At 67.0% G+C, this 24,183-nt stretch carries 26 protein-coding genes; 18 read left to right on the top strand and 8 right to left on the bottom strand.

What is annotated here, in order from left to right:
- Window positions 1-2: 2 nt before the first annotated feature.
- The gene (locus NM1_RS15055) at window positions 3-734 is read right to left on the bottom strand and encodes a TetR/AcrR family transcriptional regulator (RefSeq protein WP_246011576.1); all 732 of its coding nucleotides are present in this window, start codon (window positions 732-734) and stop codon (window positions 3-5) included.
- A 165-nt stretch (window positions 735-899) separates the two neighbouring features.
- Here NM1_RS15055 and NM1_RS15050 point away from each other — a divergent pair, with 165 nt between their 5' ends.
- The 11 genes from NM1_RS15050 (at window position 900) to NM1_RS15000 (ending at window position 11,174) form a co-directional block, all read left to right on the top strand.
- A complete protein-coding gene (locus tag NM1_RS15050) occupies window positions 900-1,757 on the top strand; it encodes an MlaE family ABC transporter permease (RefSeq protein ID WP_084519647.1) in 858 nt (285 codons plus the stop codon).
- Window position 1,758: 1 nt separating this feature from the next.
- Entirely contained in the window at window positions 1,759-2,619 is an 861-nt protein-coding gene (locus NM1_RS15045) for an ABC transporter permease (RefSeq protein ID WP_068019887.1), read from the top strand.
- Window positions 2,620-2,628: 9 nt separating this feature from the next.
- Window positions 2,629-4,047, top strand: coding sequence for an MlaD family protein (locus tag NM1_RS15040; protein ID WP_068019885.1), 1,419 nt, complete (start codon window positions 2,629-2,631; stop codon window positions 4,045-4,047).
- 2 nt (window positions 4,048-4,049) lie between these two features.
- On the top strand, window positions 4,050-5,075 hold the full coding sequence (locus NM1_RS15035) for an MlaD family protein (RefSeq protein WP_068019883.1): 1,026 nt from the start codon (window positions 4,050-4,052) through the stop codon (window positions 5,073-5,075).
- Complete coding sequence (locus NM1_RS15030) at window positions 5,072-6,157, top strand: MCE family protein (RefSeq protein ID WP_114699769.1); 1,086 nt, start codon at window positions 5,072-5,074, stop codon at window positions 6,155-6,157. The genes NM1_RS15035 and NM1_RS15030 overlap by 4 nt, the downstream gene beginning before the upstream one ends.
- Complete coding sequence (locus NM1_RS15025) at window positions 6,154-7,257, top strand: MCE family protein (protein WP_068019882.1); 1,104 nt, start codon at window positions 6,154-6,156, stop codon at window positions 7,255-7,257. The genes NM1_RS15030 and NM1_RS15025 overlap by 4 nt, the downstream gene beginning before the upstream one ends.
- Window positions 7,254-8,327, top strand: a complete 1,074-nt coding sequence (locus NM1_RS15020; RefSeq protein WP_068019880.1) for an MCE family protein — start codon at window positions 7,254-7,256, stop codon at window positions 8,325-8,327. The genes NM1_RS15025 and NM1_RS15020 overlap by 4 nt, the downstream gene beginning before the upstream one ends.
- A gap of 149 nt (window positions 8,328-8,476) precedes the next feature.
- Window positions 8,477-9,592 (top strand): MCE family protein, encoded by a 1,116-nt coding sequence (locus NM1_RS15015; protein WP_246011589.1) that lies wholly within the window; start codon window positions 8,477-8,479, stop codon window positions 9,590-9,592.
- 35 nt (window positions 9,593-9,627) lie between these two features.
- Window positions 9,628-10,197, top strand: coding sequence for an Rv1363c family protein (locus NM1_RS15010; protein WP_068019878.1), 570 nt, complete (start codon window positions 9,628-9,630; stop codon window positions 10,195-10,197).
- Window positions 10,198-10,214: 17 nt separating this feature from the next.
- A complete protein-coding gene (locus NM1_RS15005) occupies window positions 10,215-10,799 on the top strand; it encodes an SRPBCC family protein (protein ID WP_068019876.1) in 585 nt (194 codons plus the stop codon).
- A gap of 27 nt (window positions 10,800-10,826) precedes the next feature.
- On the top strand, window positions 10,827-11,174 hold the full coding sequence (locus tag NM1_RS15000; protein WP_114699759.1) for a phage holin family protein: 348 nt from the start codon (window positions 10,827-10,829) through the stop codon (window positions 11,172-11,174).
- A gap of 13 nt (window positions 11,175-11,187) precedes the next feature.
- On the opposite strand, the gene NM1_RS14995 is transcribed toward NM1_RS15000, so the two are convergent.
- From NM1_RS14995 to NM1_RS14975, 5 genes are all read right to left on the bottom strand, one after another.
- Window positions 11,188-11,415 carry a hypothetical protein gene (locus NM1_RS14995; RefSeq protein ID WP_068019872.1) on the bottom strand — a complete coding sequence of 76 codons (228 nt, stop codon included), beginning with the start codon at window positions 11,413-11,415 and terminating at the stop codon, window positions 11,188-11,190.
- 16 nt (window positions 11,416-11,431) lie between these two features.
- The gene (locus tag NM1_RS14990) at window positions 11,432-12,505 is read right to left on the bottom strand and encodes an oxygenase MpaB family protein (protein WP_068019869.1); all 1,074 of its coding nucleotides are present in this window, start codon (window positions 12,503-12,505) and stop codon (window positions 11,432-11,434) included.
- A gap of 119 nt (window positions 12,506-12,624) precedes the next feature.
- Complete coding sequence (locus tag NM1_RS14985; RefSeq protein ID WP_068019867.1) at window positions 12,625-13,743, bottom strand: beta-ketoacyl synthase N-terminal-like domain-containing protein; 1,119 nt, start codon at window positions 13,741-13,743, stop codon at window positions 12,625-12,627.
- Window positions 13,740-14,963 carry a beta-ketoacyl-[acyl-carrier-protein] synthase family protein gene (locus NM1_RS14980; RefSeq protein WP_068019865.1) on the bottom strand — a complete coding sequence of 408 codons (1,224 nt, stop codon included), beginning with the start codon at window positions 14,961-14,963 and terminating at the stop codon, window positions 13,740-13,742. Before NM1_RS14980 ends, NM1_RS14985 begins: the two co-directional genes overlap by 4 nt.
- Window positions 14,956-15,255: an acyl carrier protein gene (locus tag NM1_RS14975; RefSeq protein ID WP_147289087.1), complete on the bottom strand. Its 300-nt coding sequence runs from the start codon at window positions 15,253-15,255 to the stop codon at window positions 14,956-14,958. The genes NM1_RS14980 and NM1_RS14975 overlap by 8 nt, the downstream gene beginning before the upstream one ends.
- A 246-nt stretch (window positions 15,256-15,501) precedes the next feature.
- Here NM1_RS14975 and NM1_RS14970 point away from each other — a divergent pair, with 246 nt between their 5' ends.
- From NM1_RS14970 to NM1_RS14945, 6 genes are read left to right on the top strand one after another with little or no spacing between them, the layout of a single operon-like run.
- Window positions 15,502-16,563: an AfsA-related hotdog domain-containing protein gene (locus NM1_RS14970; protein WP_068019861.1), complete on the top strand. Its 1,062-nt coding sequence runs from the start codon at window positions 15,502-15,504 to the stop codon at window positions 16,561-16,563.
- Window positions 16,563-17,231, top strand: coding sequence for an HAD family hydrolase (locus NM1_RS14965; protein ID WP_068019859.1), 669 nt, complete (start codon window positions 16,563-16,565; stop codon window positions 17,229-17,231). Before NM1_RS14970 ends, NM1_RS14965 begins: the two co-directional genes overlap by 1 nt.
- Window positions 17,228-17,935 (top strand): SDR family oxidoreductase, encoded by a 708-nt coding sequence (locus NM1_RS14960; protein ID WP_068019857.1) that lies wholly within the window; start codon window positions 17,228-17,230, stop codon window positions 17,933-17,935. Before NM1_RS14965 ends, NM1_RS14960 begins: the two co-directional genes overlap by 4 nt.
- 11 nt (window positions 17,936-17,946) lie before the next feature.
- On the top strand, window positions 17,947-18,975 hold the full coding sequence (locus NM1_RS14955; protein WP_084519644.1) for a beta-ketoacyl-ACP synthase III: 1,029 nt from the start codon (window positions 17,947-17,949) through the stop codon (window positions 18,973-18,975).
- A gap of 31 nt (window positions 18,976-19,006) precedes the next feature.
- Window positions 19,007-19,303 (top strand): acyl carrier protein, encoded by a 297-nt coding sequence (locus tag NM1_RS14950; protein ID WP_068019854.1) that lies wholly within the window; start codon window positions 19,007-19,009, stop codon window positions 19,301-19,303.
- Window positions 19,304-19,307: 4 nt separating this feature from the next.
- On the top strand, window positions 19,308-20,465 hold the full coding sequence (locus NM1_RS14945; RefSeq protein ID WP_068019852.1) for an acyl-CoA dehydrogenase family protein: 1,158 nt from the start codon (window positions 19,308-19,310) through the stop codon (window positions 20,463-20,465).
- A 92-nt stretch (window positions 20,466-20,557) separates the two neighbouring features.
- Here NM1_RS14945 and NM1_RS14940 read toward each other — a convergent pair whose 3' ends face one another.
- Both NM1_RS14940 and NM1_RS14935 read right to left on the bottom strand, forming a co-directional pair.
- Window positions 20,558-21,535 carry a hypothetical protein gene (locus NM1_RS14940; RefSeq protein ID WP_147289086.1) on the bottom strand — a complete coding sequence of 326 codons (978 nt, stop codon included), beginning with the start codon at window positions 21,533-21,535 and terminating at the stop codon, window positions 20,558-20,560.
- 80 nt (window positions 21,536-21,615) lie between these two features.
- Complete coding sequence (locus tag NM1_RS14935) at window positions 21,616-23,079, bottom strand: MFS transporter (protein WP_068019850.1); 1,464 nt, start codon at window positions 23,077-23,079, stop codon at window positions 21,616-21,618.
- Between the two features lie 217 nt (window positions 23,080-23,296).
- Between NM1_RS14935 and NM1_RS14930 the strand changes: the two genes are divergently transcribed.
- Window positions 23,297-23,923: an ester cyclase gene (locus NM1_RS14930; protein WP_169814259.1), complete on the top strand. Its 627-nt coding sequence runs from the start codon at window positions 23,297-23,299 to the stop codon at window positions 23,921-23,923.
- Window positions 23,924-24,183 lie beyond the last annotated feature (260 nt).

The raw sequence follows: 24,183 nt of genomic DNA, 5'->3' as shown, positions 1-24,183 counted from the left end.
TTTCACTCGGCCGCGGCGGGGGAGGCCGATTCCCTGCCCGGCGTTCCGGCGGACTCGGCAGGTCCGTTGGGCAGCGTCCGGATGAGTGCCCGGACCGTCGAGCGCAGCCGCTCGGGTGGGAATCGGCCGGGATCCGAGAGCACGAGGCGGCCGAGGACCTCGACGAAGCCGAGCATGACGTGGGCGATGAGTTCGACGTCGGCGTCCTTCGGGCCGCCGCGCACGGCGATACCGGCGTCGAGCAGTTGTGCGCAGCGGTCGAGCAGGCCGCCGCGGGCATCGGCGAGCAATTCGCGATAGTCGGCGGGCGCGCCGTCGTGCTGCATGAGGATCAGCCGCCACCGGTGCGGGGCGGCGGCGACAGCGCCGAGGAACATCATGACCGCTTCCAGGTACGCCTGATCCGGATCCGATTCGTGAAAATCCTGCTGCGGCAGGGCGTCGAACACCTGCGACATCCCGCGCGCATGCTCGCGATGCAGCAGTGCCGCAACAAGTTCCGGCGCGGTCGGATACATCGCGTACAGCACCGGCTTCGCGACGCCCGCCTGTTTGGCCACCGCCTGCATCGTCAGGTTCGCCAGGCCGTCGCGGCCGACGACCGCCAACGCGGCGTCGAGCAACTGCTCACGCCGCTGGTCCGGCGGTAGCCGGGGGCCGTTGCGCCGCCGGCGACCGGTCCGTGCCTCCGGCGAGACCTGCCACACGCCCGAGGACTTCCGCTCAACACTCACCAAGAAATCATCCCTCAAACCGCTGCGGCCCTGCCTCCCGCTTGCTACCGTGTCGATCACACTTCTACGCGAGCGTAGAAAACAAGTTCTACGTAACCGTAGTTATAGGGAGGGTGCCGCGCCACCCGCACGTTCGGGGGCGCGGCTACGAAGGAGGCGACGCCGATGACGGTGTCGACAGGCATCGAGCGCGGCCTTTCCGATCGGGCTCGGGTGATCCGATCCGTTCTGGACTATTGGCGCGACCACCCGCAGCGATCGGTCGAGACCGCGGGCCGCCAGGTGGTCATGACCGGCCGTGCCACCACCGAATTGGCGACTTCCCTTGCGCGGCGCCGGTTTCCGTGGCAGGAGTTCGTCAAGCAGTGCGCGTTCATGGCGAGCGTTTCGGCCACGCCGACGCTGCTGGTGGCGGTGCCGATCGCGGTGGTGGTGTCGATCCAGGTCGGTTCGCTGGTCTCGCAGGTCGGCGCGACCACGTTCATCGGCGCCGTCAACGGGCTGGGCATTATTCGCCAGGGCGCGCCTCTGGTGACCTCGCTCATGATCGCCGGCGCGGTCGGCTCCTCGATCTGCGCGGATCTGGGATCGCGCACGATCCGGGAGGAGATCGACGCGATGGTCGTGATGGGCGTCGATCCGGTCCGGCGGCTGGTCGCCCCTCGGCTGGCGGCATCGATGCTGGTCAGCGTGCTGCTGTGCGGACTGGTCGTCTTCGTCGGGTTCGCCACCGGCTATGTGTTCAACATCTACATCCAGTCCGGGACGCCCGGCTCCTACATCAGCACCTTCGCCTCCTTCGCCGTGGCCAGTGACCTGGCGGTGGCACTGGTGAAGGCGATGATCTTCGGCGCGCTGGCGGCGATCATCGCCTGCGATACCGGGCTCAACACCAAGGGCGGGCCCGGCGGGGTGGCGAACGCGGTGAACTCCTCGGTGGTCAACTCCGCGATCGTGCTGTTCGCGACGAACATCGTCGTCACTCAGATCTACAACACGCTGTTCCCGACCAAGGTGATCTGAGATGACCCAGTATGTGCCGCCGCTGGCGCGACCCGTCCGGCGGATCCGCGGCATGGTGCTGGCGCCGGCCGGAGTCAGTGCCCGCCTGGGGCATCAGGGCCTGCTGTTCCTGCAGGCACTGGCCGCGATCCCGTTCGTGCTGCGCCACTACAGCAAGGAACTGCTGCGGCTGATCACCGATGTCACCTGGGGCAACGGGTCGCTGGTGGTGGGCGGCGGCTGTATCGGCGTGGTGCTGATCCTGTGCGGGTTCGGCGGCGTCACCGTCGGCATGGAATCGCACACCGCGCTCGATCTGCTGACCATGAGCCCGCTGACCGGCGCGGTATCCGGATTCGCCACCACCCGGGAACTGGCGCCGCTGCTGGCGACGCTGGCGTTCGCCGCACAGGCCGGCTGCCGATTCACCGCGCAGATCGGGTCCATGCGCATCTCCGAGGAGATCGATGCATTGGAGTCGATCGCCATCCGCCCGCTGCCATATCTGGTCACCACCCGCATGCTCGCGGCGACGGTCGCGATCCTGCCGCTGTACAGCGTGGGCCTGGCGGTGGCGTATGTGACGACGAGGGTGGCGGTGCTGTTTCTGGGCGGCACCACGCTCGGCACCTACGACCACTACTTTCACCAGTTTCTCAACCCGGTCGACATCGCCTACTCGGCGCTGAAAGTCGTTGTCTACGTGGTGCTTACGACGTTCATCCAATGTTATTACGGGTTCGTCGCCGCGGGTGGTCCGGAGGGGGTCGGAGTGGCCGCGGGCCGCGCGATCCGGATGGCGATCATCGTGGTCGTCTTCGCGAATCTGCTGTTGACCATGTCCATCTGGGGCATCGACCCCGGCATTCGGATCTCCGGGTAGGGGGCCTCGATGATGATCGATCCGACCGGGCGCGGGCCGTCGCCTCGTGCCCTGGTGCTGGGCGGTGTTGCCGTCGCCGCGGCCGTCTCCGCCGTGGTGTACCTGCTGGGCCTGCGCTACACCGGGCATTTCGGCGACGACGTCGCGGTGACCGCGGTGATGACCGGGACCGGCGACGGCCTGCCCGAACACGCCGATGTGAAATTCCGCGGCATGCTCGTCGGCCGTGCCGACGGGGCGGACATCGTCGCGAGGGGCGAGCGGCAGAACGTCCGACTGGCATTGAATGCCGATGTCGCGCAGTCTATTCCGGAGACCGTGACCGCACGTGTGGTGCCCGCCAACATCTTCGGCGTCACCGCGATCGAACTGGTCGACAACGGGCCCGCCGCGGGCCTGCGCGCGGGAGCGACGATTCGGCAGGACACCAGCACGGAGACCACCCAGCTGCAGACCACCCTGACCACGCTGCGCACCGTCCTCGACAACATCCAGCCGGACAAGCTCGGCCGGGTGCTGGGGACTCTCGCCGACGCCCTGGACCCGGCCGCCCGGGTGCCCGGCTCGACCATCGAACGCCTGGACCAGTGGACCACGACGGTCCGCGCCACCCCGGGTATCGGCGAGTTGCTGGGCAATCTCGGTGCCGCCTCGGCGGCGATCAGCCGGTCCACCCCGGAGCTGGTCGACGTGCTCGCCGAATCGGTGACCGCCGCGCGCACCGTCATCGACCGGCGTGCGGGCGTGGTGGCGCTGCTGTCCGGCGCCGGTGCCGCCGTCGACGCGACCAACTCGCTGTTCGCCCGAAATCCCGATGCCGGTAAGGAATTGGTGTCCGGCCTGGACGAGACCTTCGGTGCGCTGGCCGCGGATCCGGGCGCGATCGCGGAGTCGGTGGCGAACCTGAACGTCGCGCTGAGCAAGTTGGCCACGGTGTTCAACTGGGGTCCGTCCAAGCAGATGAACTGGGCGATCACCGTGACCTTCACCCCGTTCAAGCAGTACACGGCTCAGGACTGTCCGCATTACGAATACCTGTACGGCCCGCGCTGCGGTGGTCCGTCGGTTCCGGATAGCGCTGTACCGCAACAATTTCCGCCCCAGTTGCTGCCCCGGCGAGCGGAGGCGGCGGGTCCGCCGGTGCCGGGCCCGCCGACGCCACTCGGACTCACACTTCCGGGCATACCATCACTGCCCGGACTTCCCGCGCTGCCGGGACCTCCGGCACCGCCCGGACCGCCTTCGGCGGACGGTGTGCCCGCGGCGGGTCCCGTCCCGGAGTCCACGGCACCGGCCGCTGCGCCGCTGCGTGGCGCCGATGCGATCGCCGCGATGGTCGGCGGTAGGCCCACCACGGCCCAATTGCTGCTCCTGGCACCGGTATTGGCCGATGGTTCGGTCACCGTGACCCCCTCGGGAAGGCATTGACGATGATCAAAACCCGCACCGCGGTGCATGTTTTCAGTCTGTTCGTCGCGCTGGCGCTGATCGCGTCCTACACGATCTGGTCCACCCTGCAGCGGTCGGTGCCCGGCGACACCCACCGGTACGCGGCCACATTCGACAATGTACTCGGCCTGCGCACCGGCGACGACGTGCGCATGGCCGGGGTGCGGGTCGGACGCGTCGACGCCATCGACTTCGACCCGAATCGCAAGGCGCGGGTGCAGTTCCGGATCCAGTCCCGCCAGCACCTGACCACCGCGACCAAAGCCGCGATCCGCTATCAGAACCTGATCGGGCAGCGCTACGTGGCGCTACTGCCCGGAACCGGCGGCGTCGATCCGCTGCCACCGGGTGGCGCGATCCCGCTGGGGCGCACCGAGTCGTCGTTCGACGTGTCGACCCTGCTCGCCGGATTCGAGCCACTGTTCAGCGTGCTGCAACCCGACGACGTCAATTCGCTGTCGGAAACACTCGTGCAGGCGCTACAGGGCGACAACGTGTCATTGAGCGCCCTGATCACCCAAGCCGCCGGGCTGGCAAGCACTTTCAAGCAACGCGACGACATTCTGGGTGCGGTGATCACCAACCTCAGCGGCGTCGTGGCCGGGCTCGCCAACCGCAGCGGAGAACTCGAGACCCTCATCACCCAGTCCCGCGCCCTGGTGACCGGCCTGTACGAACAGGGCGAGGCACTGAAACCGGCCGTCGAACAGGTATCGGCATCCACGACGCAACTGGCGGACCTGATAGCGCAGGTCGCGCCGGGTATGGCACAGGCCCAGCGGTACGCGACCACTGGCGTGGACCTATTGCTGGCCAACGGTTCTCGCCTGGATCAGGCCGCCGTCGAGCTGCCGTACGTATTGGCCGGGCTCGCCCGGATCAGCGGCAACGGCACCTACATCAACTCCTACGTCTGCGGGCTGGACGTCTCGCTGTGGGGCGTGCTGTTCCCGCGCGGGTTGTTCTCCCGCATCGGCGGCAACGCGCATTCGGAGGTGTGCCGATGATCCTCGGATTCCTGCGCCGGCTGGGCCCGGTCAACCGGCTGCTGAGCCGGTTCGGTCTCCCGACGCTGCCCGCGATGTGGACCGCGGTCCCGTCCTATCGGCGCAATCGCCACTTCTGGCTGGGCATGGCCGCCGGTGCCGTCGTCGTCCTGCTGCTGGCCGGATCCAGCCTGCTGAGCCGGGCCGGTATCGGCGACCGTGTGGTGCGGGCCGAGTTCGCGCAGGCGGCCGGTCTGCGGCCGGGCAACAGCGTCGACATGTCCGGCATCGAGATCGGCACGGTGAAATCCGCGCACCTGGAACGCGACCGGGTCGTGGTGGAGATGTCGATCGACCGGGATACCGAGCTCGGGCACGACGCCCGCGCCGCGATCAAGATGTCGACCATCCTCGGCAAGATGCACGTCGAGCTCGAGCCCGGAACGGGAGAGCCGCTGGCGGGCACCACCATCCCCCTCGCGCAGACGTCGGTGCCGTACAACCTGTCCAAGGTCGTCAACGACCCCACCTACAAGCATTCGTTCGAGCACGTCGAACGCCTGGACCCCGGCAAACTCCGGCAGTCGCTGGACGCGGTCGCCGCGCAGATGGGCGACTCGCCGCAATTGACGGCCCAGGCCCTGGACGCGGTCGGGGTCCTGGCCAAGGTGGTCAGCGATCGCCGCGACGAGGTCGACGGACTGCTGAAAAATGTCGACGCGGTATCCAGGCTGGTCTCCGACAATCGCAACAGCGTGCTGATGCTGCTGACCCGCGGCCAGGCCATCGGCGATGCGGTCGCCCAGCGCCGGGAGCTGATCCGGCAACTGCTCGACAACATCGCCGCGGTGTCGAAAACGCTGCAGGACATGGGCATCGAGAACGGTGGGCAGCTGGCTCCGCTGATTCAGAATCTGAACACCATGTCGCAGGGCCTGGAGCGCAACCGCGAGAACCTCGACCGGCTCTACCAGATCATGCCGCCGACACTGCGGCAATTCAACAACGCCTTCGGCAACGGGCCGTACGGAGAGGTGTACCTGCCATGGGTGTTCCCGGACAACTGGCTGTGCGTGGTCGCGGTGGTGGAGGGCTGCCGATGACGCGAACCCGAATGCTGCTGCGCGCGACGGTTATCGGCGCGGTCGCGATCCTGGCTGCGGCCTGCTCGGTACTGCCCCACGCCCTGACGTCCCTACCGGATCGTTTGCTGGGCAAGCAGATCCACCTCAGCGCCGACTTCGAGAATGTCGCCGGTCTGTACTCCGGTAACGAGGTATCGGTGCTCGGCCTGCCGGTCGGGCAGATCGACGCCATCGAGGCCAAGGGCCACTACGTGCAGGTCCGGATGACCATCGACGGCGATGTCGTGCTACCGGCCGATGCCATGGCCGCGCTGGTGTCACCGCAGCTGATCACCAATCGGCACATCGAACTCACCCCGGCCTACTCCGGCACCGGGCCGACCCTCGCCGACGGCATGCATATTCCCTTGGAACGCACCCGGACTCCGGTCGATCTGGATCGGATCCTGAAGAACTTCGAACAGCTCGGCGCATCGTTGAAAGGCAGCTCGACCGACGGGCCGATGGCCAGCCGCGTCCTGTTCCCGCTGCTCGACAGCAACGGCGACAAGATCCGCGAGACGTTGAACGCGCTGTCCTCGGCGTTCGAGGTGGGACTGGCCAACAAGGACCAGATCTCCAGTGCCATAGTCGAACTCAACGACCTGACCACCATCGTCGCCGACAACGACCAGACCGTGCGCGACTTCAGCGCCCGCCTGACCGAGCTGGTCGACCTGATGCGCGCCCAGGCGCCGGGCCTGCACGCGGTCCTCGCGCAGGTCAACGACTTCGTCACCAACACCGGCACCGTCGTCGCCGAGAATCGGCAGCCGCTGACCGACGCGTTGAACCGGCTGATCGGCATCACCGGGCAGCTGCGCGACAACGCGCGCGGCCTCACCGAGATCGTCGACGTCGGGCCGCTGTTCTTCGGCAACTTCGCCAACTCGATGAGCCGTGAGAACCAGGCGGCCCGGCTGCACCTGCTGACCGATAAGTCGTTGCTGGACAACGAAACCCTGTCCACCTTCTGCGAGCGCGTGCAGTTGCGCGCCGACGGTTGCCGCACCGGCAGGCTCGCCGACTTCGGGCCCGACTTCGGTCTGATGTTCGCCGTACTGGGACTGACGCGATGACCGGGCCCTGCAGGATCCTCGCCGCGGCCCTCGCGGCGCTGTCGATCGCGGGATGCGCCGTCACGGTCGACAACGTCCCGCTGCCCAAACCGGGCGTCGAGGGCCCCAGCTACCGGCTGCATGCGGTGTTCGACAACGCGCTGAATCTGCCCGAACGTGCCCGTGTCAAGATCGGTGGTACGGATATCGGCGTCGTCGACCGCATCGAGACGACCAACTTCCTCGCCGATGTCGGCATGCGCATCCGCGCCGATATCCCTCTTCCGGAGGGCACCCGCGCCGAACTGCGGCAGGCCACCCCACTCGGCGACATCTTCGTCGCAATAACCCTGCCGGAGAAGGGCACTCGCGTGCTGCGCGACGGCGATCTCATCGATCGCAGTCACACGTCCGCCGGTGCGTCGGTCGAGGAGCTGATGGCGTCGATCTCGATGCTGCTCAACGGTGGCGCACTCGATCAGGTCGCCCGCATCACCAGCGAGATGAATTCGATGGTCGCGGGGCGCGGCCCGCAGCTGGGGCACCTGTTCACCGAACTGACCGCCACTCTGTCGGCGCTCAACGCGCGTACCGCTCAAATCGACGGTCTCCTGTACGGCCTCGCGGATCTGAGTACCATGCTCAACCAGCGCCGGGTCGAGCTCGGCCGGGCCGCCGACACCTTCTCGCCACTGATCGGCGTCCTGGCCGAAAACAACCGTGCCATAGCCGATCTCACGACCAAGGTGTCGAGCACCATGGCCGCGGTCGGCGACTTCACGGCGACGACGGGACCGCAGTTCGTCAGTCTCTTCAACAGCGTGCAGCAACTGATGGACGGTTTCACCCGCATGGGTGGCAATCTCGCGGGCACCCTGGACGGACTGCACACCCTGTACCCGTCGCTGATGGCCACCACCCGGGGCAACTCCCTGGCCGTGGGCGCCACCATCTCCTATCTCGGTATCGGCGCGCTCACCGATCCGCAGGGCAGCAAGCTACCCGACGGCAGCGATGTCACCGCCTTCGTCGGCAGCCTCGCCGAGGTCATCCAGCGCGTCATCGGGCGACTGCAAGGGGGCCACAGATGACACCGCCGACCGCTCCGCCGCCGGGGAAACCGTCGCTGTTCGCACAACTGCTCACGCTTGTCGACTTCCTTTCGGATGTCGTGGCGAATATCGCACTCCAGCTGGGGGATTGGGCCCGAAGGCACGTGTTCGGCCTCGCTACGATCGGCATGATCGCCATGCTGCTGGCCGGAACCGGGTACCTGCTCGTCGACGTCGTCCGGATCAATCCGCTGCGCGAAACCTACACCGTCCGTGTGGAACTGACCGTCTCGGGCGGGTTGCTGCCCAACAACGACGCCATGTTCCGCGGCGTCCGTGTCGGCACCGTCCGGGCCGTGCAGCTGTCCGCGCGCGGTGTCACCGCCGTCGCCGACATCGACGCGCGGATACGCATCCCGGATTCGGGTACCGTTGCGGTGCAACGACTGTCCGCGGCGGGGGAGCAGTATCTCGATTTCCGGCCCGATACCGACGACGGCCCCTACCTGTCCGACGGGGACGTGATCGATACCTCCCGTACCGCTACCCCGGTGACGATCAACTCCTTCCTCACCAACACCAGCGCGCTGATCTCGGGCCTCAACCCCCACCGCCTCACGGTGATCGTGGACGAACTCGACCGTGCCCTCGCCGACGGACCCGATCGGCTGCGCACGGTGATCAGCGGCATCAGCCAAGCGCTGGCCGGGCTGACCGGACTGCTGCCGCAGACCGAGAAACTCGTCGCCAATCTCGGCGTCATCGCCGAGACCACCTCCCATGCCCAGCCGGACCTGACCACTCTCGTCCACGGCTCCGGCGAACTGTTCGATCAGCTCACCGCGGCCGACCAGGAGGTTCGCCGACTGCTGGACCTCGGCCCCGGGCAGCTGGCCGCGCTCGGCGGTGTCGTCGCTGAGACCGCCGATCCCGTCACCAACCTGGTCACCAACTTCGTCGCCATCACCCGGGCCGCCAGGCTGCGCACCCCGGCCATGGCGGCGCTGTTTCCCGCACTCCGCGCCGGGACCGACGCGATGGGGGTTCCCGTTCACGACAACGCCTTCCACACCATGATGGATATCTGGCCACGTCCGACCTGTGAATACGACACGATTCCGGTGTCTCCGGCGACGGTCGCCGACGGCCGCAGCCGTCTCTACAACTACTGCGTCACCACGAATCCCGCCCTGCAGGTCCGCGGGTCGGCGAATGCGCCCCGCCCGCCGGGACCCGACAACGGCGCGGGTCCTCCACTGGGCATCCGTGGTGACGAAGCCTCGGTTCCCCTGCCCGCCAACTGAATGCGTACCCATCGATCCGAAGAGGAGGCCCGGCCATGGGCGACCCTGATTCCACCGGCGACCCCGGCGAGACCGCGAATGAACCAGCGGCACAACCGATGCGGCGGCGACTGCGGATCGTGGCGCCGACAGTCGCGGGCGTGATCGGCATTGCCGGAGCCGCGGCCGGGACCTATTTCTACGTCCAGCACGAACATGTCCGGGACCTCGAGAACGCCCGTGCCGCGGCGCAGCGGGCGGCCTGCGAGTACGGGCCCGTCATAGCCAACTACGACGCGGGCGACCTCGACTCCTATTTCGCCGGCGTCCTGCGCGGCGCGACCGGCGACTGGCGGAAGGAATTCGATGCCACCAGCAAAGACCTGCGCGAGGTGCTGCGGCAGGGACAGGTCGTGTCGAAGGTGAGCACCGTGCAGTGCGCCATCGAGAAGGCCGACGCCCACACCGCGCGAGCCGTCGTCGTCATCGGTCAGACCATCACGAGCGTCGGCACCGGCAACCAGCCCCGTCCGGGGCAACTGTCGATCACCGTGTCCCTGGAGCAGAACGCCAGCGGTGTCTGGCTGGTCAACAAGGTCGACTCACCCGTACTCCCGCAATCCTGATACGGAGCTTCATCATCATGATCCGACTCGTCATCGCGGCCGTTGTCGCCCTTGCGGTCCTGGCCGGTCTCATCGCCGTCGCCGTGCTCGTCGTACTGCGGCGGCGCACTCGAACCCTGTTGTCGCACAAGGCGACACCGCTACCGGATCGGGATCTGGAGGCCATCCTCACTGCCCGTCCGACCTTCGCGATGACCACCACCTGCCACCTCCACGCTCCGCCGCAACGCGTATGGAACGCACTCGAAGACGGCGCGTTCTCCTGGCTGCCGTTCATCAACGGCATCCGCTACACCGGCAGCGACCGCGGTGTAGGGGCCTTGCGCAAACTCGACACCCCGCTGTTCGCCGCAGACGAGCAGGTCACACACTGTCGCCCGCACCAGCGCCTCACCGCCGTCGGGATCGGTACCTCGATCCCGCTGTTCGCCAAGTCCTACGTCCAGGACTTCGAGCTCACCCCGACCTCGGACGGTGGCACCGATCTCGCGTGGACGGTCAGCGGCCGTCCGGCCGTGTTCGCCTTTCTTCCGCTCAGCTGGACCGCGCTGTTCATCCGGCCCTTCGCCCGTGTCGCGCTCGGCTGGATGATCCGGCCCTGACCTGCCCCAAAGAACCGAGGACCAGTTGTGACTGTTCACACCGCCGGAACAGCGACCATCCGAAAGTGCCTGCGTCAGCGATGGTTACGCTGGCGGTCACGGCTTCGCGACCAACTCGGATTCATCGTGCTGGCCGGGGTCGCTCTCGGTTTCGCTGCGATCGCGCTCCTCAGCGGTGCCGCACTGTTCCTCGGATTCGGTATCGCGGCGCTCGACACCGTCATGCCGCGGTGGCTCGCCCTGCTCGCTACCGCCGTCGTCGTGCTGCTCACCGGTGTCGTGGCCGGTGGAATCGGGATCGTGGCCTTGGTTCGGGCCCGCCGCACTCTGCCGGGATCGGCGGCGCGTCGTGCCCGGCGCCGCGGCTCGGGATGATGCCGACCTGTCCTCAGCGCAACGAGATGTTCGAGACGAGCAGCAGCGGCCAGACGAGCACCTCACCGAGGATCGAGACGAACCTGTCGAAGCCGTGCAGTTCGGCCAGGTGGTCGTTGTGTGCCGAGAGCCAGTACAGCCCGATACCGAGGTAGGGGATGCCGATGACGAGCGCGGCGGCGACGGCGAGGTGCAGGATCTGACGCAGGCTCAGCCGGTGGTCCAGAAATTCCTTGATCATGGCAGCGACCTCGCGTTCAGGCGATCTGGCCGAGCATCGGCTGCGACTCGACGATGCCCTCGTCGCTGGGCGCCAATCCGTTGCCCAGCACGCGATTTCGCTGCTTCTCCCGCAATTCGAGGTGTGCCTCGCTCGGAACGTCGTAGCCGTAGCGTTCCTGTGCCTGCCGGGGCGTCATCGTCACCGGTTGCACCGGTGGGATTTTCATCAGCACCGGCGCGGCGACCGGAACCGTCATAGGCGAAATCAGCCGCAGCAGAATCAGTTCCAGCCGCACACTGAAACCGACCAGGGTGAACGCGGCACTCAGCAGCGGGGTCACCAGCAGGTCCAGGAGCCGGTTGGTCGGCAGGCCCGACATCTCCCGCATCCATCGAGGCATCGTCGCGAGCGTCCCGCGCCGCAGGAAGGCCGTGACGATCTTGAAGAACGGCCGGAACAGCAGGGGCATCGGCGGCAGCATCACGTCGGCGCGCAGCAGATGCCGCATCGCCTTCTTCGCGATATCCGACCCGATGAGCTGGGGCCGCATCTGCTCGAAATACTGCTGGATCCCCTCGCGGGTGCGCGGTACATCCGCCGGATCGCAGGTCTGCAGTTCGGCGGCGCGGGCGCACTCCTCCCAGTACTTCCCCTCTTCCGCCGGGCTGAGTCGGCCCGGCCCGTACTTCTCGTAGGCGACCAGGATCGAATGCCAGGCGGTCAGGTGGATCCACAGCTGCGAGTGCGGATCGTTCGCGTCGTACTGCTGTCCCGTAACCGGGTCTGTGCCAACGGCTTTGGAGTGAATCTTGACCAGCACGTCGGCGACCTTCGCCGTCGACCGGCTGTCGGCGAACATGACCATCGCGAAGTACCGCAGCGTGCGGTCGTAACGCGTCCGAGGACGGTCGTAGATGGCCTGGGTCCGATCCACCGACGCGACGAGCGCCGGATCGAGCTCCTCGATGACGACCGCCCGCTGGAACCCGATCGTCAGCCCGGTCGGGTAGCTCCACACCTTCCATGCGACGGAGTCGGGCCCGAAGAACCCGTAATCCTCCGCGGGCTCGACCTTCGGCAGGAACAACCACTCACGCAACGACGCCATCACGCCTCCCCGTCCTACTTCTACTTCGAAGTAGAAAATATTTCTACTCTCGCGTAGAGATTATCCGCAGGCTTAGGACGCCGAGTCAAGAGCGGATTCGCAGGGCCCTGCGCGCGCCGCTACCCGGTGCGGCGCAACAGGAAACAGCCCGCGGTCCCGTCTCGGCCGAGCGATGTGACCAGGGCATGCCGCTCGCTCGGCCGCCGCTCGCCGTCCCACCTGGCCAGCAGCGCAGCGGCCTGCAGCGCACCGCCGGCGCTGAAGCATTCACCGAGCACGTCGGTGATCCGCGACCGTTCGGGCATGAATCCGAGCGCGATGCGAACCGCTTGCTCTTCGATTCCGCGTACGCCGATCTGGCTGCCGCCACCCAACGACACGACGTCGATCTCGGCCGCCGAGACCCCGCCCCGCGCCAGCAGCCGTTCGATCCGGGCCGCGAGACCGCGTGCGATGCTGGTGCGCCGCGGCTGGGATCCGAAGTAGCCGACCTCGGTGCCGAGCAGTTCCGCGAGCACCCGGCGATCGCCGACCACCTCCGGATGCTCGGCGACCAGGAGCGCACAGCCCTCACCCAGCGACGCGTCGGCCCGGAGTACGCCGGACCGATGCCACGCCCACGCCAGTTGCGGGCTCAGTTCCTCGATTCCGCCGACCAACATGCTGGTCGCGTGGTTGTGCCGGATCGCATTGTGCGCGAACCGCAGCGCGGACGTGCTCGAGACGTGGCCGCCGGCCAGTGTCGAGTTGACGCCGCCCAGCGAGTTCCAGATCGCGATCTGGCCCGCGCACGAGTTGAGCACGGTGTTCGGGAAACGGGACGGTGCGATGTTGTACGGCTCGTCCTGCGTGAGAGTGTCGGTCGCGATCTCGGTGAGGCTGCGGATGCTCCCGGTGCTCGTGCCCACCGCGACGCCCGTGCGTGATCGCGGCGCGGCCTCGTCGGATCGCCCAGCGGAGGCCAGGGCGAGCCGACTCGCGATGAGCGCATGCCCGACCATCCGATCGAGACGCCGGGTGCCCTTGCGGCCGACATGGTCGGCGAGCGCGATCTCGGGCACCATGTGCACCGATATCGGCGGGTACGACTCGCCGTCCGGGGTGTCCGAATCGACCGGCGCCGGGGCGGCCGCCGTCACTGCGGGCCCGTCGAGCAGCTCGGCCAGCCTCTCCATTCCCGTTCCGGCCGGCGAGACGACGCCGCAGCCGGTGATGGCGAGCGGTGCGGTTGCGATCATGTCGGTCTCCCCAGCAGTGTGATGGCGTTGTTGCCGCCGAAGGCGAAGCCGTGGTTCTCCACGACCCGCAGCGCGGCGGGCCGGGCAGTGCCGGGCACGCAGTCCAGGTCCGCACCGAGTGCCGGATCGACCTGCTCCAGGGTCGCCGTCGGCGGCAGGAATCCGTCGTGCAGCGCCAGGCAGCAGGCGGCCGCGCCGAAACCGCTCGCGGCGCCCATCGTGTGCCCGAGCATCGACTTGATGGAACTGACCGGCGGCAGGTCCGTGCCGAAAACCGCACGGATCGCGGCCATCTCGGCCTCGTCGTTCGCCGGCGTGCCGGTGCCGTGCGCGCATATGTAATCGATGTCCGCCGCGACCACGCCCGCTGATGTGTGTGCGGCTTCGATGCACCGAGCCAGGGCGTGCGCGTCCGGATGCACCATGTGCTTCGCGTCGCAGTTGACTCCGTAACCGAGCACCTCGGCGTAGATGCGCGCGCCGCGGGCCTGCGCATGCTGTAGCGGTTCGAGGAACAGGGCAACGCCGCCTTCGCCGGTGATGATCCCCGATCGGTTGACGTCGAAGGGGCGGATGACATCGTCGGCGAGCGCGCCGAGCCGCAGGAAGCCCGCGTGCGTGTGCCGATTCACCGCGTCGGCGCCGCCGGCGAGCATGAAGTCGGCCTCGCCGGTTCCGACCATGTCATAGGCGTATCCCAATGCGTAGTTGCTCGCCGAGCAGGCCGTCGCGATGACATTCGCCTCGCCGGTGAGGCCGAGCTCGCTGTTGACGGCGCCGGCGATCCGGTTCGCCGGGGTCATGCGGACCAGCCGCGGATCCATCGACTTGATGCCGGAAGCCAGGGACTGCTCGGCGAGCCGCTGCGTGACCGCCGACTCCCCGCTGGTGGTGCCCATGACGGAGCCGGACACCGATGAGCTCAGCAGCTCGGGGTCGATGGCCGCGTCACGGGCCGCGAGCCGGGCCGCGGCAGCGGCGAAGAGCGCGCTGCGGCCCCAGTCCGCCGGATCGATCCGTTCCAGGTGCTCGGCCGCGTCGAAGTCCTGGACCTCACCACCGATGCGCTTGGGGAACCGGCTCGTGTCGAAGCTGCTGATCGGGGTCATCCCGGAGCGGCCCGCCCGGATCGCGTGACCGAACGCCGCTGCCCCGATCCCGATGCTGCTGACCACCCCGAGCCCGGTGACGACGACCCTCCGATGCCCGGTGTCAGACATCGGACGCCGTTCCGCCGGGCGAGGTGGCGGCGGTGTGACCGTGCTGTGCGACGAGTTCGAAGACCCGCTCCAGGTTCGTCATCTCCACCGTCTCGTCGGAGGGTATGACGATCGACAGTTCACGTTCGAACCGCGTCACCACCGCGAGCAGTGTCAACGAGTCCGCCTCGTACTCGTTCTCGAAGTCGGCCGTCGGGTCGAGGTCGCCGGGGTCGATCTCCAACTCCGCGGCGACGATTTCGCGAATGGCGATGTGCAGGCTGCTCATTTCTTGTGCGGGGTTTACAGTCACCAGTATTCTCCCTCATCCGTGTCCGCGATGACGATTCTTTTCGATTCGCCAGACGGTGTGAATACGAAAGCGACGGTAATTAGTGTCAGGGCCGCAACGCAATATTTGGCACCGGAAGATCAACTGGTGCCTATCCAAAGTTGTAGTGGCACTGCGTCCGGCGATCCGACCGGGGCGATCCTTCGAATAGTTTCCGCCGAATGGGGTCCTTATTCGATGCGGCCTCTACCTCGGTGCCGTAAGAATTTGTCCATCGACGTTCGCCGTCGAACGGACCTGATTCAGATCCCCTGGGAGAAATTGCCGATGGCTGTTAGTGAGTACATTGCGCCGGTCACCGGGCAGCGCCCGTTGAGTTTCCGACGCACGGTCGATCGATCGCTGGTGCACCGATCGTCCATCGCGGAGGTCTTCGCGGTCGACGTCGCCGAACTCGATGAGCGGCGGTGCGTGGTCGGTGCGCAACTGCCGGTGGCGCACCGCTACTACAGCGACAGCACGATGCGTCGGCCCCGGTACGACCCACTCCTGCTGCTCGAGTGTTCCCGCCAGGCGGCGATCCTCAGCTCGCACCTGTTGCTGGGGCTGCCACTCGAGTCGGCGATGGCAGTGAGCGCGTTCAAGCTCGACGTGTCCGACCCGGACGCCATGCTGATCGGCCCGAATCCCGGCGAACTCGCCATCGAGACCACCCTGTTCGGAACGCCGAACAGGCGCGGCCGGATTCGCAAGGCCAGCGCCGAACAACAGCTCCACCTCGACGGGATCCACATCGGCACCCACGAGATCAACGCGATGATCGTGTCCGGGAGCGAGAACAAGACGCTCCGCGACTTCCATCGCGGCACCCCGCCGCCGAGCACCGCCGACTACGTCGGAGCGCGCGGCGGAGACCGGGTCCCCCCGCACCGGGTCGGACGCTGGGACGGACGCAACGTCGTGCTGGCCGATCTGCATCGGCGGGGCAGCGGCGCCACCGCGACGGTAGCCCCCGACTTCGGCAACCGTGCGCTGTTCGACCACGACTACGACCACCTGCCGGGGATGGTCCTGACCGAGGCGGCTCGCCAGCTGGCGCTGATCGTTCTCGACGACGACACGGAACAGGGTCTCGAGGGTCATGCGGCGGTCGGCATCGCCGCCGCCTTCGAACGCTACGCGGAACTGGACCAGCCGCTGACCGCTGCGGCGGTGGTTCGCGACGCCACCGGTCCGGGCGCCGTACGCCTGCAGGTGACATTCCTGCAGGGCGATTCGACGGTCGCGGAGGTATCGCTCGAGTTCGTTGCACTGACAGGAGAATTGTGATGGGACGCAACAAGATTGCGGCAGTGTGGACAGATTTCGGGGGTGTGCTCACCCCGCCGATCAGCCACACCATGGGCACGTTCTGCGCCGCGAGGGGCATCGACGTGGCGGTGCTGATGGCAGCGGTCGGCAAGGTCACCGCTCGGTACGGCACCGAGGACATCATGGAGCCGCTCGACACGCCGCTGGTCGCCGAGGACGTGTGGCTGGCTCAGGTCGACGAAGTCCTCGCCGCGGACCACAACGTGCGCCTGGGCCTTTCCACCCTCGCCGACGCCTGGTTCGACGGTCGCGAGACGAACCACGAATGGGTGGCCGCCCTGAGAACGCTGCGGGCATCGGGGGTTTTCGTCGGGCTCGTCTCCAACATGGTGCCGACCTGGGACACGCATTGGCGGCGGATGGTCGACGTCGCCGAACTCTTCGACGATGTCCTCCTGTCCTTCCGGGTCGGTCACCGCAAACCGCAGCGGCAGATGTTCGACCTCGCCGCCGAACGCGCCGGCGTTCCGCCACAGCAGTGCCTGCTCGTCGACGATATCGAGGACAACTGCGCGGGCGCCGAAGCGGCGGGCTGGCGGGCCGTCGTGTTCGGCGACGCGCACCAGGCGCTGGCCGAGATCGAGCCCATGCTGCAGTCGCCGATCTCGAACGGAGCAGTGTCATGACGCGGTCGGTACTCGTCACCGGGGGTAACCGAGGGATCGGTCTCGCGATCGCCAGGGCGCTGGCCGCCGACGGCGACAAGGTCGCGATCACCTACCGGTCGGGCGAACCGCCGCCGGACCTGTTCGCGGTCCGATGCGATGTCTCGAGCACCGAATCGGTGGCCGACGCGGTCGACGAGGTCCGCGCGCAGCAGGGCGCCATCCAGGTCATGATCTCCAACGCGGGCACGGTCAACGACAAACTCCTGTTGCGCATGTCCGAGGACGAGTTCCTCGGCGTGGTCGACGTCAATCTGCTCGGCGCGGTACGGATGACCAAGGCCGTCCTGCCGGACATGCTCGGCGCCGGCTGGGGACGACTGGTCTACGTCTCATCGACGGTCGGTCAAACCGGCGCCCCGGGCCAGACCAATTACGCGGCGTCGAAGGCCGGCCTGATCGGATTCGCGCGGTCGGTGGCCCATGAGTACGGCTCGCGCAAGATCACCGCGAATATCGTCGCACCGGGCTTGATCGAGACCGACATGACCGCCGATCTCGCCGGGCAGCGACGTGCCCACATCATCGGCAAGGCCTCGCTGAATCGCGCCGGCACCCCCGACGAAGTCGCCGCGGCCGCCAGGTTTCTCGCCAGCGACGACGCCAGCTTCGTCACGGCGGCGGTGCTTCCGGTCGACGGCGGCGGCGGAACCGCACCGCGTTGAAAGGAAATCAGATGACACACAATGCAATTCAGGACCCGAGGACCTTTTCCGGGGTGATCGACGCCATCGGCCACCACCTGCCCGATGCGCGGGAGACCAATGATGAACTCGCACAGCGGATAGACACCAGCGACGAGTGGATCAGCACCCGGACCGGCATCCGTGCGCGGTCGCGTGCCGGTGCCGACGAGCCGACCTCGGTGCTCGCGACGCGAGCCGGGCGCGCCGCTTTGGACCGGGCCACCGCCGCCACCGAGGTCGACACGGTCATCGTCGCCACGACCACCCCCGACATGAAATGCCCGGCGACCGCACCGATCGTGGCCTCGGATCTGGGCCTGTCGGGAGCCGCCACGTTCGATCTGAACTCCGCCTGCACCGGATTTCTCGCCGGCATGAGCGTCGCCTCGGGGCTGATCGCGACCGGGGACGCCAACGCCGTGCTCCTGATCGGGGCCGAGAAGTACTCCTCGATCATCTTTCCCCGGGATCGTGGCACCGCACCGATATTCGGCGACGGCGCCGCGGCGATGGTGATCCGCCGCGGCGATCCGGGCGAGCTGGGCAGCATCGGTCGGGTACGGCTCGGGTCGGACGGGCGGCTGTGGGATCTCGCCTACGTCGAGTCCGGCGGCAGCCGGACCCCGCACGAGCCGACGAACGACCCCCACGACCCGTATCTGCGGATGAACGGTCGAGCCACGTACCGGTGGGCCGTCGCGCGGATGACCGAGTGCTGCCGCGCGGTGCTGGCGGACGAGGCACTGACCGCGGACGATGTCGATCTGCTCGTCGCACACCAGGCGAATGCGCGAATTCTGAAGGAGGTCGCCCGCGAGCTCGACGTGCCCGCGGAGCGGTCACTGGTCGACCTCGCCGACATCGGAAACACTGCGGCAGCGTCGATTCCGATCGCGTTGAGCAGAGCGCACGACAACGGCGTCCTGGTCGGCAAGGAAACCGTGTTGCTGACCGCTTTCGGCGCGGGGGCCAGCTGGGGGGCGACGGTACTGCGCTGGCCCGACGGAATCTCATCGTGACAACGAAACGAATCGAGTGGAGCGAAGTCGAATGAACGCGATAACTACAACCGAGATCGCCGAGGGCCTGCGGAGCATCGCCGATCGTCTGGACCTGGAACTCGAGAATGTCGATATTTCCGCGACGTCGTCGCTGGAAGACGACCTCGAGATGGACTCGCTGAACCTGATGGACTTCCTGGTGTATCTCGAGAAGAGATATCACGTGCAGGTCACCGACGAGCGCCTGCACGAGGTCGACACCATCGGCGATGTCGTGAACCTGCTCAACGACCTGCTGGCATCGTCGCGCGACACCCCGCAGCCGTCCCGAGTCGGAAGTCGTTGACGCGGTGGGCGACATTGTCGAGCAGGCCCGCCATTTCGGGCGGACCGTGCTCGCCGCCGCACCGGCGCCGGATGTCGAAACCGTCTACGACGACCGGCACCCACTGTGGGAGCAGTTCCGATCGGCCGACCTCGCCGACTGGTGGGTGCCCGCCGAATACGGCGGACGGGGTGTCGGACTGTGCGAGTCGGTGAACGTCGTCTCCGAACTCTCCTACCACGACGCCGGATTCGCGTTCGCCGCGTTTCTGCCGATCCTCGCGTCACGAATGCTCGAGCTCTACGGTCCCGAGGAGTTGGCGCGCCGCTACTTGGCGGAGATGGCCACCCATGGATCCTTCGCGGCGGCACTCGGCAGCGAGGCCGAGGCGGGCAGCGAGCTGGCCCGTACGCAGACCACGTTCCGCCGCGACGGCGATGTGCTGCACATCAACGGCGATAAGCAGTTCTCGACCAACTTGGCGTTCGCGCGGTTCTGCCTCGTGCTGGCCCGCGACGTCGACAACCCCCGAGATTTCGCCCTGATCCTGGTCCCGTCGGACAGTCCGGGATTTGTTGTCGGCCAACGGTGGCCGATGTCGGGCCTGCACGGTACTGCCACGTACCCGGCAACTTTCACCGATTGCGTCGTCCCGGCAGCAAATCGGTTGTCGGGCAACGGTATTCGGATCCTGGAGGTCGGGCTCGACGCGAGCCGGATCCTGATGGCCTCGATCGCGATCGGTCTGACCCGGCGGATTCGGGATCTGAGCATGGACTACGCGGCGAGCAAGCGGCTCGGTGGGCAACCGCTGAACCGCAACGCCGTCTTCGGCGCCCGCATGGGTCAGCTCGAGATGGAACTCGAAACGATGAAGGCCCAGTGCCGGTGCGCCGCGGCCGAATACGACGACATCTACCAGCGATCCGATCGGGCGGCGGTGTTCTATGCCGACGGCGTGCTGAAGTCGGCGATTGTGGCCAAGATGCATTGTGGTCAGGTCGGCTGGCGGGTCGCGAGTCGGGCGTCGGAGGCGTTCGGCGGTCTGGGCTACACCGCGGGCCACGACATCCAGCGGTGCCTGCGGGACATGCGGCACATCGCGATCGTCGAGGGCGGCGACGACGTGCTGCGTGAACTGCTCTACGGACGCTACGTCAAGCGCGCATCGCGACGAGGATGACGGTTGCCCGGCTGACGGAGATACGAGCCCGAAATGGGACCGCGAGGTGCGACGGCGCCTCGCGGTCCTTCGTCACGGCAGGGTAGCCGGGGTCAGAACGGTACGTGACGCAGCCAGATGGCCGTGGCGTCCATCCGGCCGGCCATCGCGAGGTCCACCTGTCCGCTCAGCGCATAGGCGCCGAAGGGACCGAACGCCACCGACGTCGGCGCGCTGACGGGCCAGGGGTCGGTCCGGTCGACCACACGCGCGGTGCGCCAATCGTCCTCGCTGCGGAGCCCGGTGACCGCATCCACGCCGGCGGTGACGCCCAATCTGTTCTGCGCCATCAGCAGGGTTCCGTCCGGGCGCAGCGTGAAACCCTCGATTCCGCGCAGCGTCGTCTCGGTGGCGACCTCGGTGACCTGCGCCGCACCCTGCAGGGAGATTCGAAACAGTGCGCCGGTGTCGTATCGCCCGGTGACCAGGTAGCCATCGGGATGCCAGACGATGCCGTTCAGGCCGACGCTCGGACTGCGGAACCTCGGATCACTGACCAGTGGCCGGACGCTTCCGGCCGGGTCGATCACTTGAACGGTGTCGTAGACGCAATCGATCAGATAGACCGAACCGGTGACCGTGTCGACGGCCAGGTCGTTCGCGAACGTGTCGGCTCGCCCGAGCGCCGTGTCGATCTTCCGTTCCACTCCACCCGTTATCAGGTCGACAACGGCCACACCGGACACCGGAGGCTGATCGGTGGGGAATACCTTCCGCAGTTCGTAATCGCTGTAGGCGATATAGATGCGATTGCGAATCGGGTCGACCTCGATTCCCAACGTCGACACCGCGCCGAGGCTGGGGACGAGTTCGGAAACGCTGCCGTCCAGGCCGACCACCGACACGTTGCCCCGCGTGGTCGAGCCGATCAGAAAGCCGCGGCGATGCGGGTCCCACGCCGCGCCCTCGGGAAAGAGGCCGGGCGACGACGCGGTGATCAGCTCGGGACCGCCGCCGGATCGGATCGACGAACCGGCGATGTCGGCGGATGGGCCGGGTCCGGGCGCCTCCTGGCAGGCCGTGAGGAGCATCGCCGCCAATGAGGTCGCGCCCGCGAGAGCCGCTCTGCGCGATATACATGCCATGTCTGGTCAGCCTTTCGCTGGTCTGTTCAGTCGGCGGCCGCCGGCAGCGGGTTGTGCCGAGCCGGTGCCACCTCCGCGTCGGGACTTCCCGAGGCGGTGCCGGACGGCCTGCGAATCAGCAGCGCGACAGGCACGGCGACGGCGACGATTACCGCACCGAGCCACAGCGCGTGCTGCGTCCCCACGCTGAAGGCCGTTGCTTGATCACCGATCGAGGAACCGTCCGCAGATCGGTCGAATCCGTGCGTGAATACCGGGGTTGCTACCGCGATACCGAGAGCGCCGCCGAATTCCCGAATAGTGCTGTTCACTCCGGACGCCTTGTTGTGCTCGGAGTCGGCCACGGACGCGAGCACCGTAGCCGGTATCGCCGCGAACGCCAGCCCCATCCCGATCCCCGCGAGGGCCATCGGAACCACCATGACGCCGTATGACATGTCCGGTCCGATCGTCAGCGCAAGCCATCCGAGCGCAACGGATTGCAGGCCGTACCCACACGCCTGGAGTGCGCCGCCCCCGACGCGTTCGATCAGCAAGCTTGCCAATGGCACGACCAGAACGGGCGCGGCGGTCCAGGGCAAGGTGCTCAATCCGGCCTCGAGTGGTCCGAATCCCATCGGGCCCTGTAAGAACTGCATGAGGAAAAATACCGAACCGAATACGCCGAAGTGCATTGCCAATGACGCGGCGTTGCTCAACATGAAATCGCGAATGCGATACATCCGGAGCGGAACCAGCGGTTCTGCGACGTGCCGTTCATAGCGCAAGAATATGATGAACAGGACTATCGCTACCGCGATCCCGGCGACGGTGCGAGGCCCGCCCCAGCCGTGGTCGGCGGCCGCGACGATTCCCCAAACGGCCGACACCACCGATCCGGTGACGAGGACGACGCCGACTCCGTCGATATTTCGCTCCGCACCGCGGCTCTCCGCGATCGCGTACACCACCATCGGCAGCGCGAGCAGACCGACCGGCACATTGATCCAGAAGATCCAGTGCCAACTCAGATATTCGGCGACGGCGCCACCGGCAAGTGGTCCGAGTGCGATGCCGAGGCCGTTGACGCCACCCCACACTCCGATGGCCATGTTGCGTTGCTTCTCGGACACCGCGGCGACGGCGAGAGTGAGCGAGACGGGCAGGATGATCGCGCCGCCGATGCCTTGCACCGCACGTGCGGCCAGCAACATCCCGACCGACTCCGCCATCGCGCAGACCGCGGACGACACGGTGAACAGCAGGATGCCGCCGGCGAATACTCGTCGCCGGCCGAAGCGATCACCGAGCGCCGCGCCTCCGAGCAGCAGGCCCGCGAACGACAGCAGATAGCCGTTGACAATCCACTGCAGCGTCGACTGCCGCGCACCGAAGTCATCGGCCATCTCCGCGAGCGCATTGGTGACGACCAGGTTGTCCAGCGCCACCATGAACATGGGTATGGATGTGGCAAGCAATGCCCACAGAACTCGGCTGCTCTTAGCCGTCATCCCGACTCTCCTATATTACCGGCCATGGTCGTGTGCATTTTTCGTAATACACCTCCGGCCGTCCGGATCAGGACGTTACCGGCGGTGGTCACGGCCGGGTGGTCATATTCATCGAAAGTTACATTCGACTGCGACCGAGGTGTAATGCGGCGTCGGTCATGCGAAACAACTATGCGGCGGCCGACTTATTACGGGTGTGATTCGGGGTTTAATGTTCGTGGCCGACGAGGTATCTCGCCGGCAAGCCGACCCGCTTCGTGGAGTGGGCGAGTCCGATGAAGGGAAATCCATGGTTGAGAATGTGGCCGCGGAGACAGATGAACTCGGCGTGAGCGAGGAAGTCCGGCAGAGGGCACTGAAGATGACGCCGGAAATGCGGGAGCTGATATTCGGCATTGCCAAGGTAGTGGCGAATGCCGACCTCGAGGGTGCTCGCAAGCACCTGACCGCGGACTTTATCGACCACGAATCGGCTCCGGATTTGCCGATCGGTCCGGACGGTTTCATCAAGGTCGTGGAGGATGTGCATAAATCGTTTCCCGACGCGGCCTGGGAACCGGAGGACCTGTTCGCCACCGACGACCGCTGCTTCGCTCGAGTGCGGTTCACGGGAACACAACTGGGCGAGTACATGGGCTACGCGCCTACCGGAAAGCAGGTTTCGGTCACCCAGATGCACTACTACCGAGTCGTCGACGGCAAGGCCGTCGAGCATTGGGGCTCGCGGGACGTGATCAGGATCCTTCAACAGCTCGGCGTGTACTCGCGCGTGGACAGCATCGAGGCGACCGCCGCGGCCGCCGCCGCCAAGGCCCCGACACCGTACAAGACACCGATGTTCTGATGGGGTGAGGGTTGATCCGGTGCTTCCGGCGGCGTGTCGTCGAGGGGCGGGCACAGCCCGAGAGTCGTTGCCGTGCCCGCCTTCTCATCTCCGAGCCGCCGGATCATGGCAATGATCGACACCACCGCCGACCGTGATCTTCCGACGATCGCGCGCCAGTCATTTCGACAGATGTCGGGCAGGGCCCGCGCTCGTAGCCTCAACCCTGTGAGGCGGACGATGCCATAGAGGAATGGCGACGAGGACTCACGAGAACATGA

The organism is Nocardia mexicana NBRC 108244, assembly GCF_001613165.1.
Lineage (GTDB): Bacteria > Actinomycetota > Actinomycetes > Mycobacteriales > Mycobacteriaceae > Nocardia > Nocardia mexicana.
Note: the sequence above shows the minus strand (reverse complement) of the source record. Positions and strands in the feature narration are given on the sequence as shown.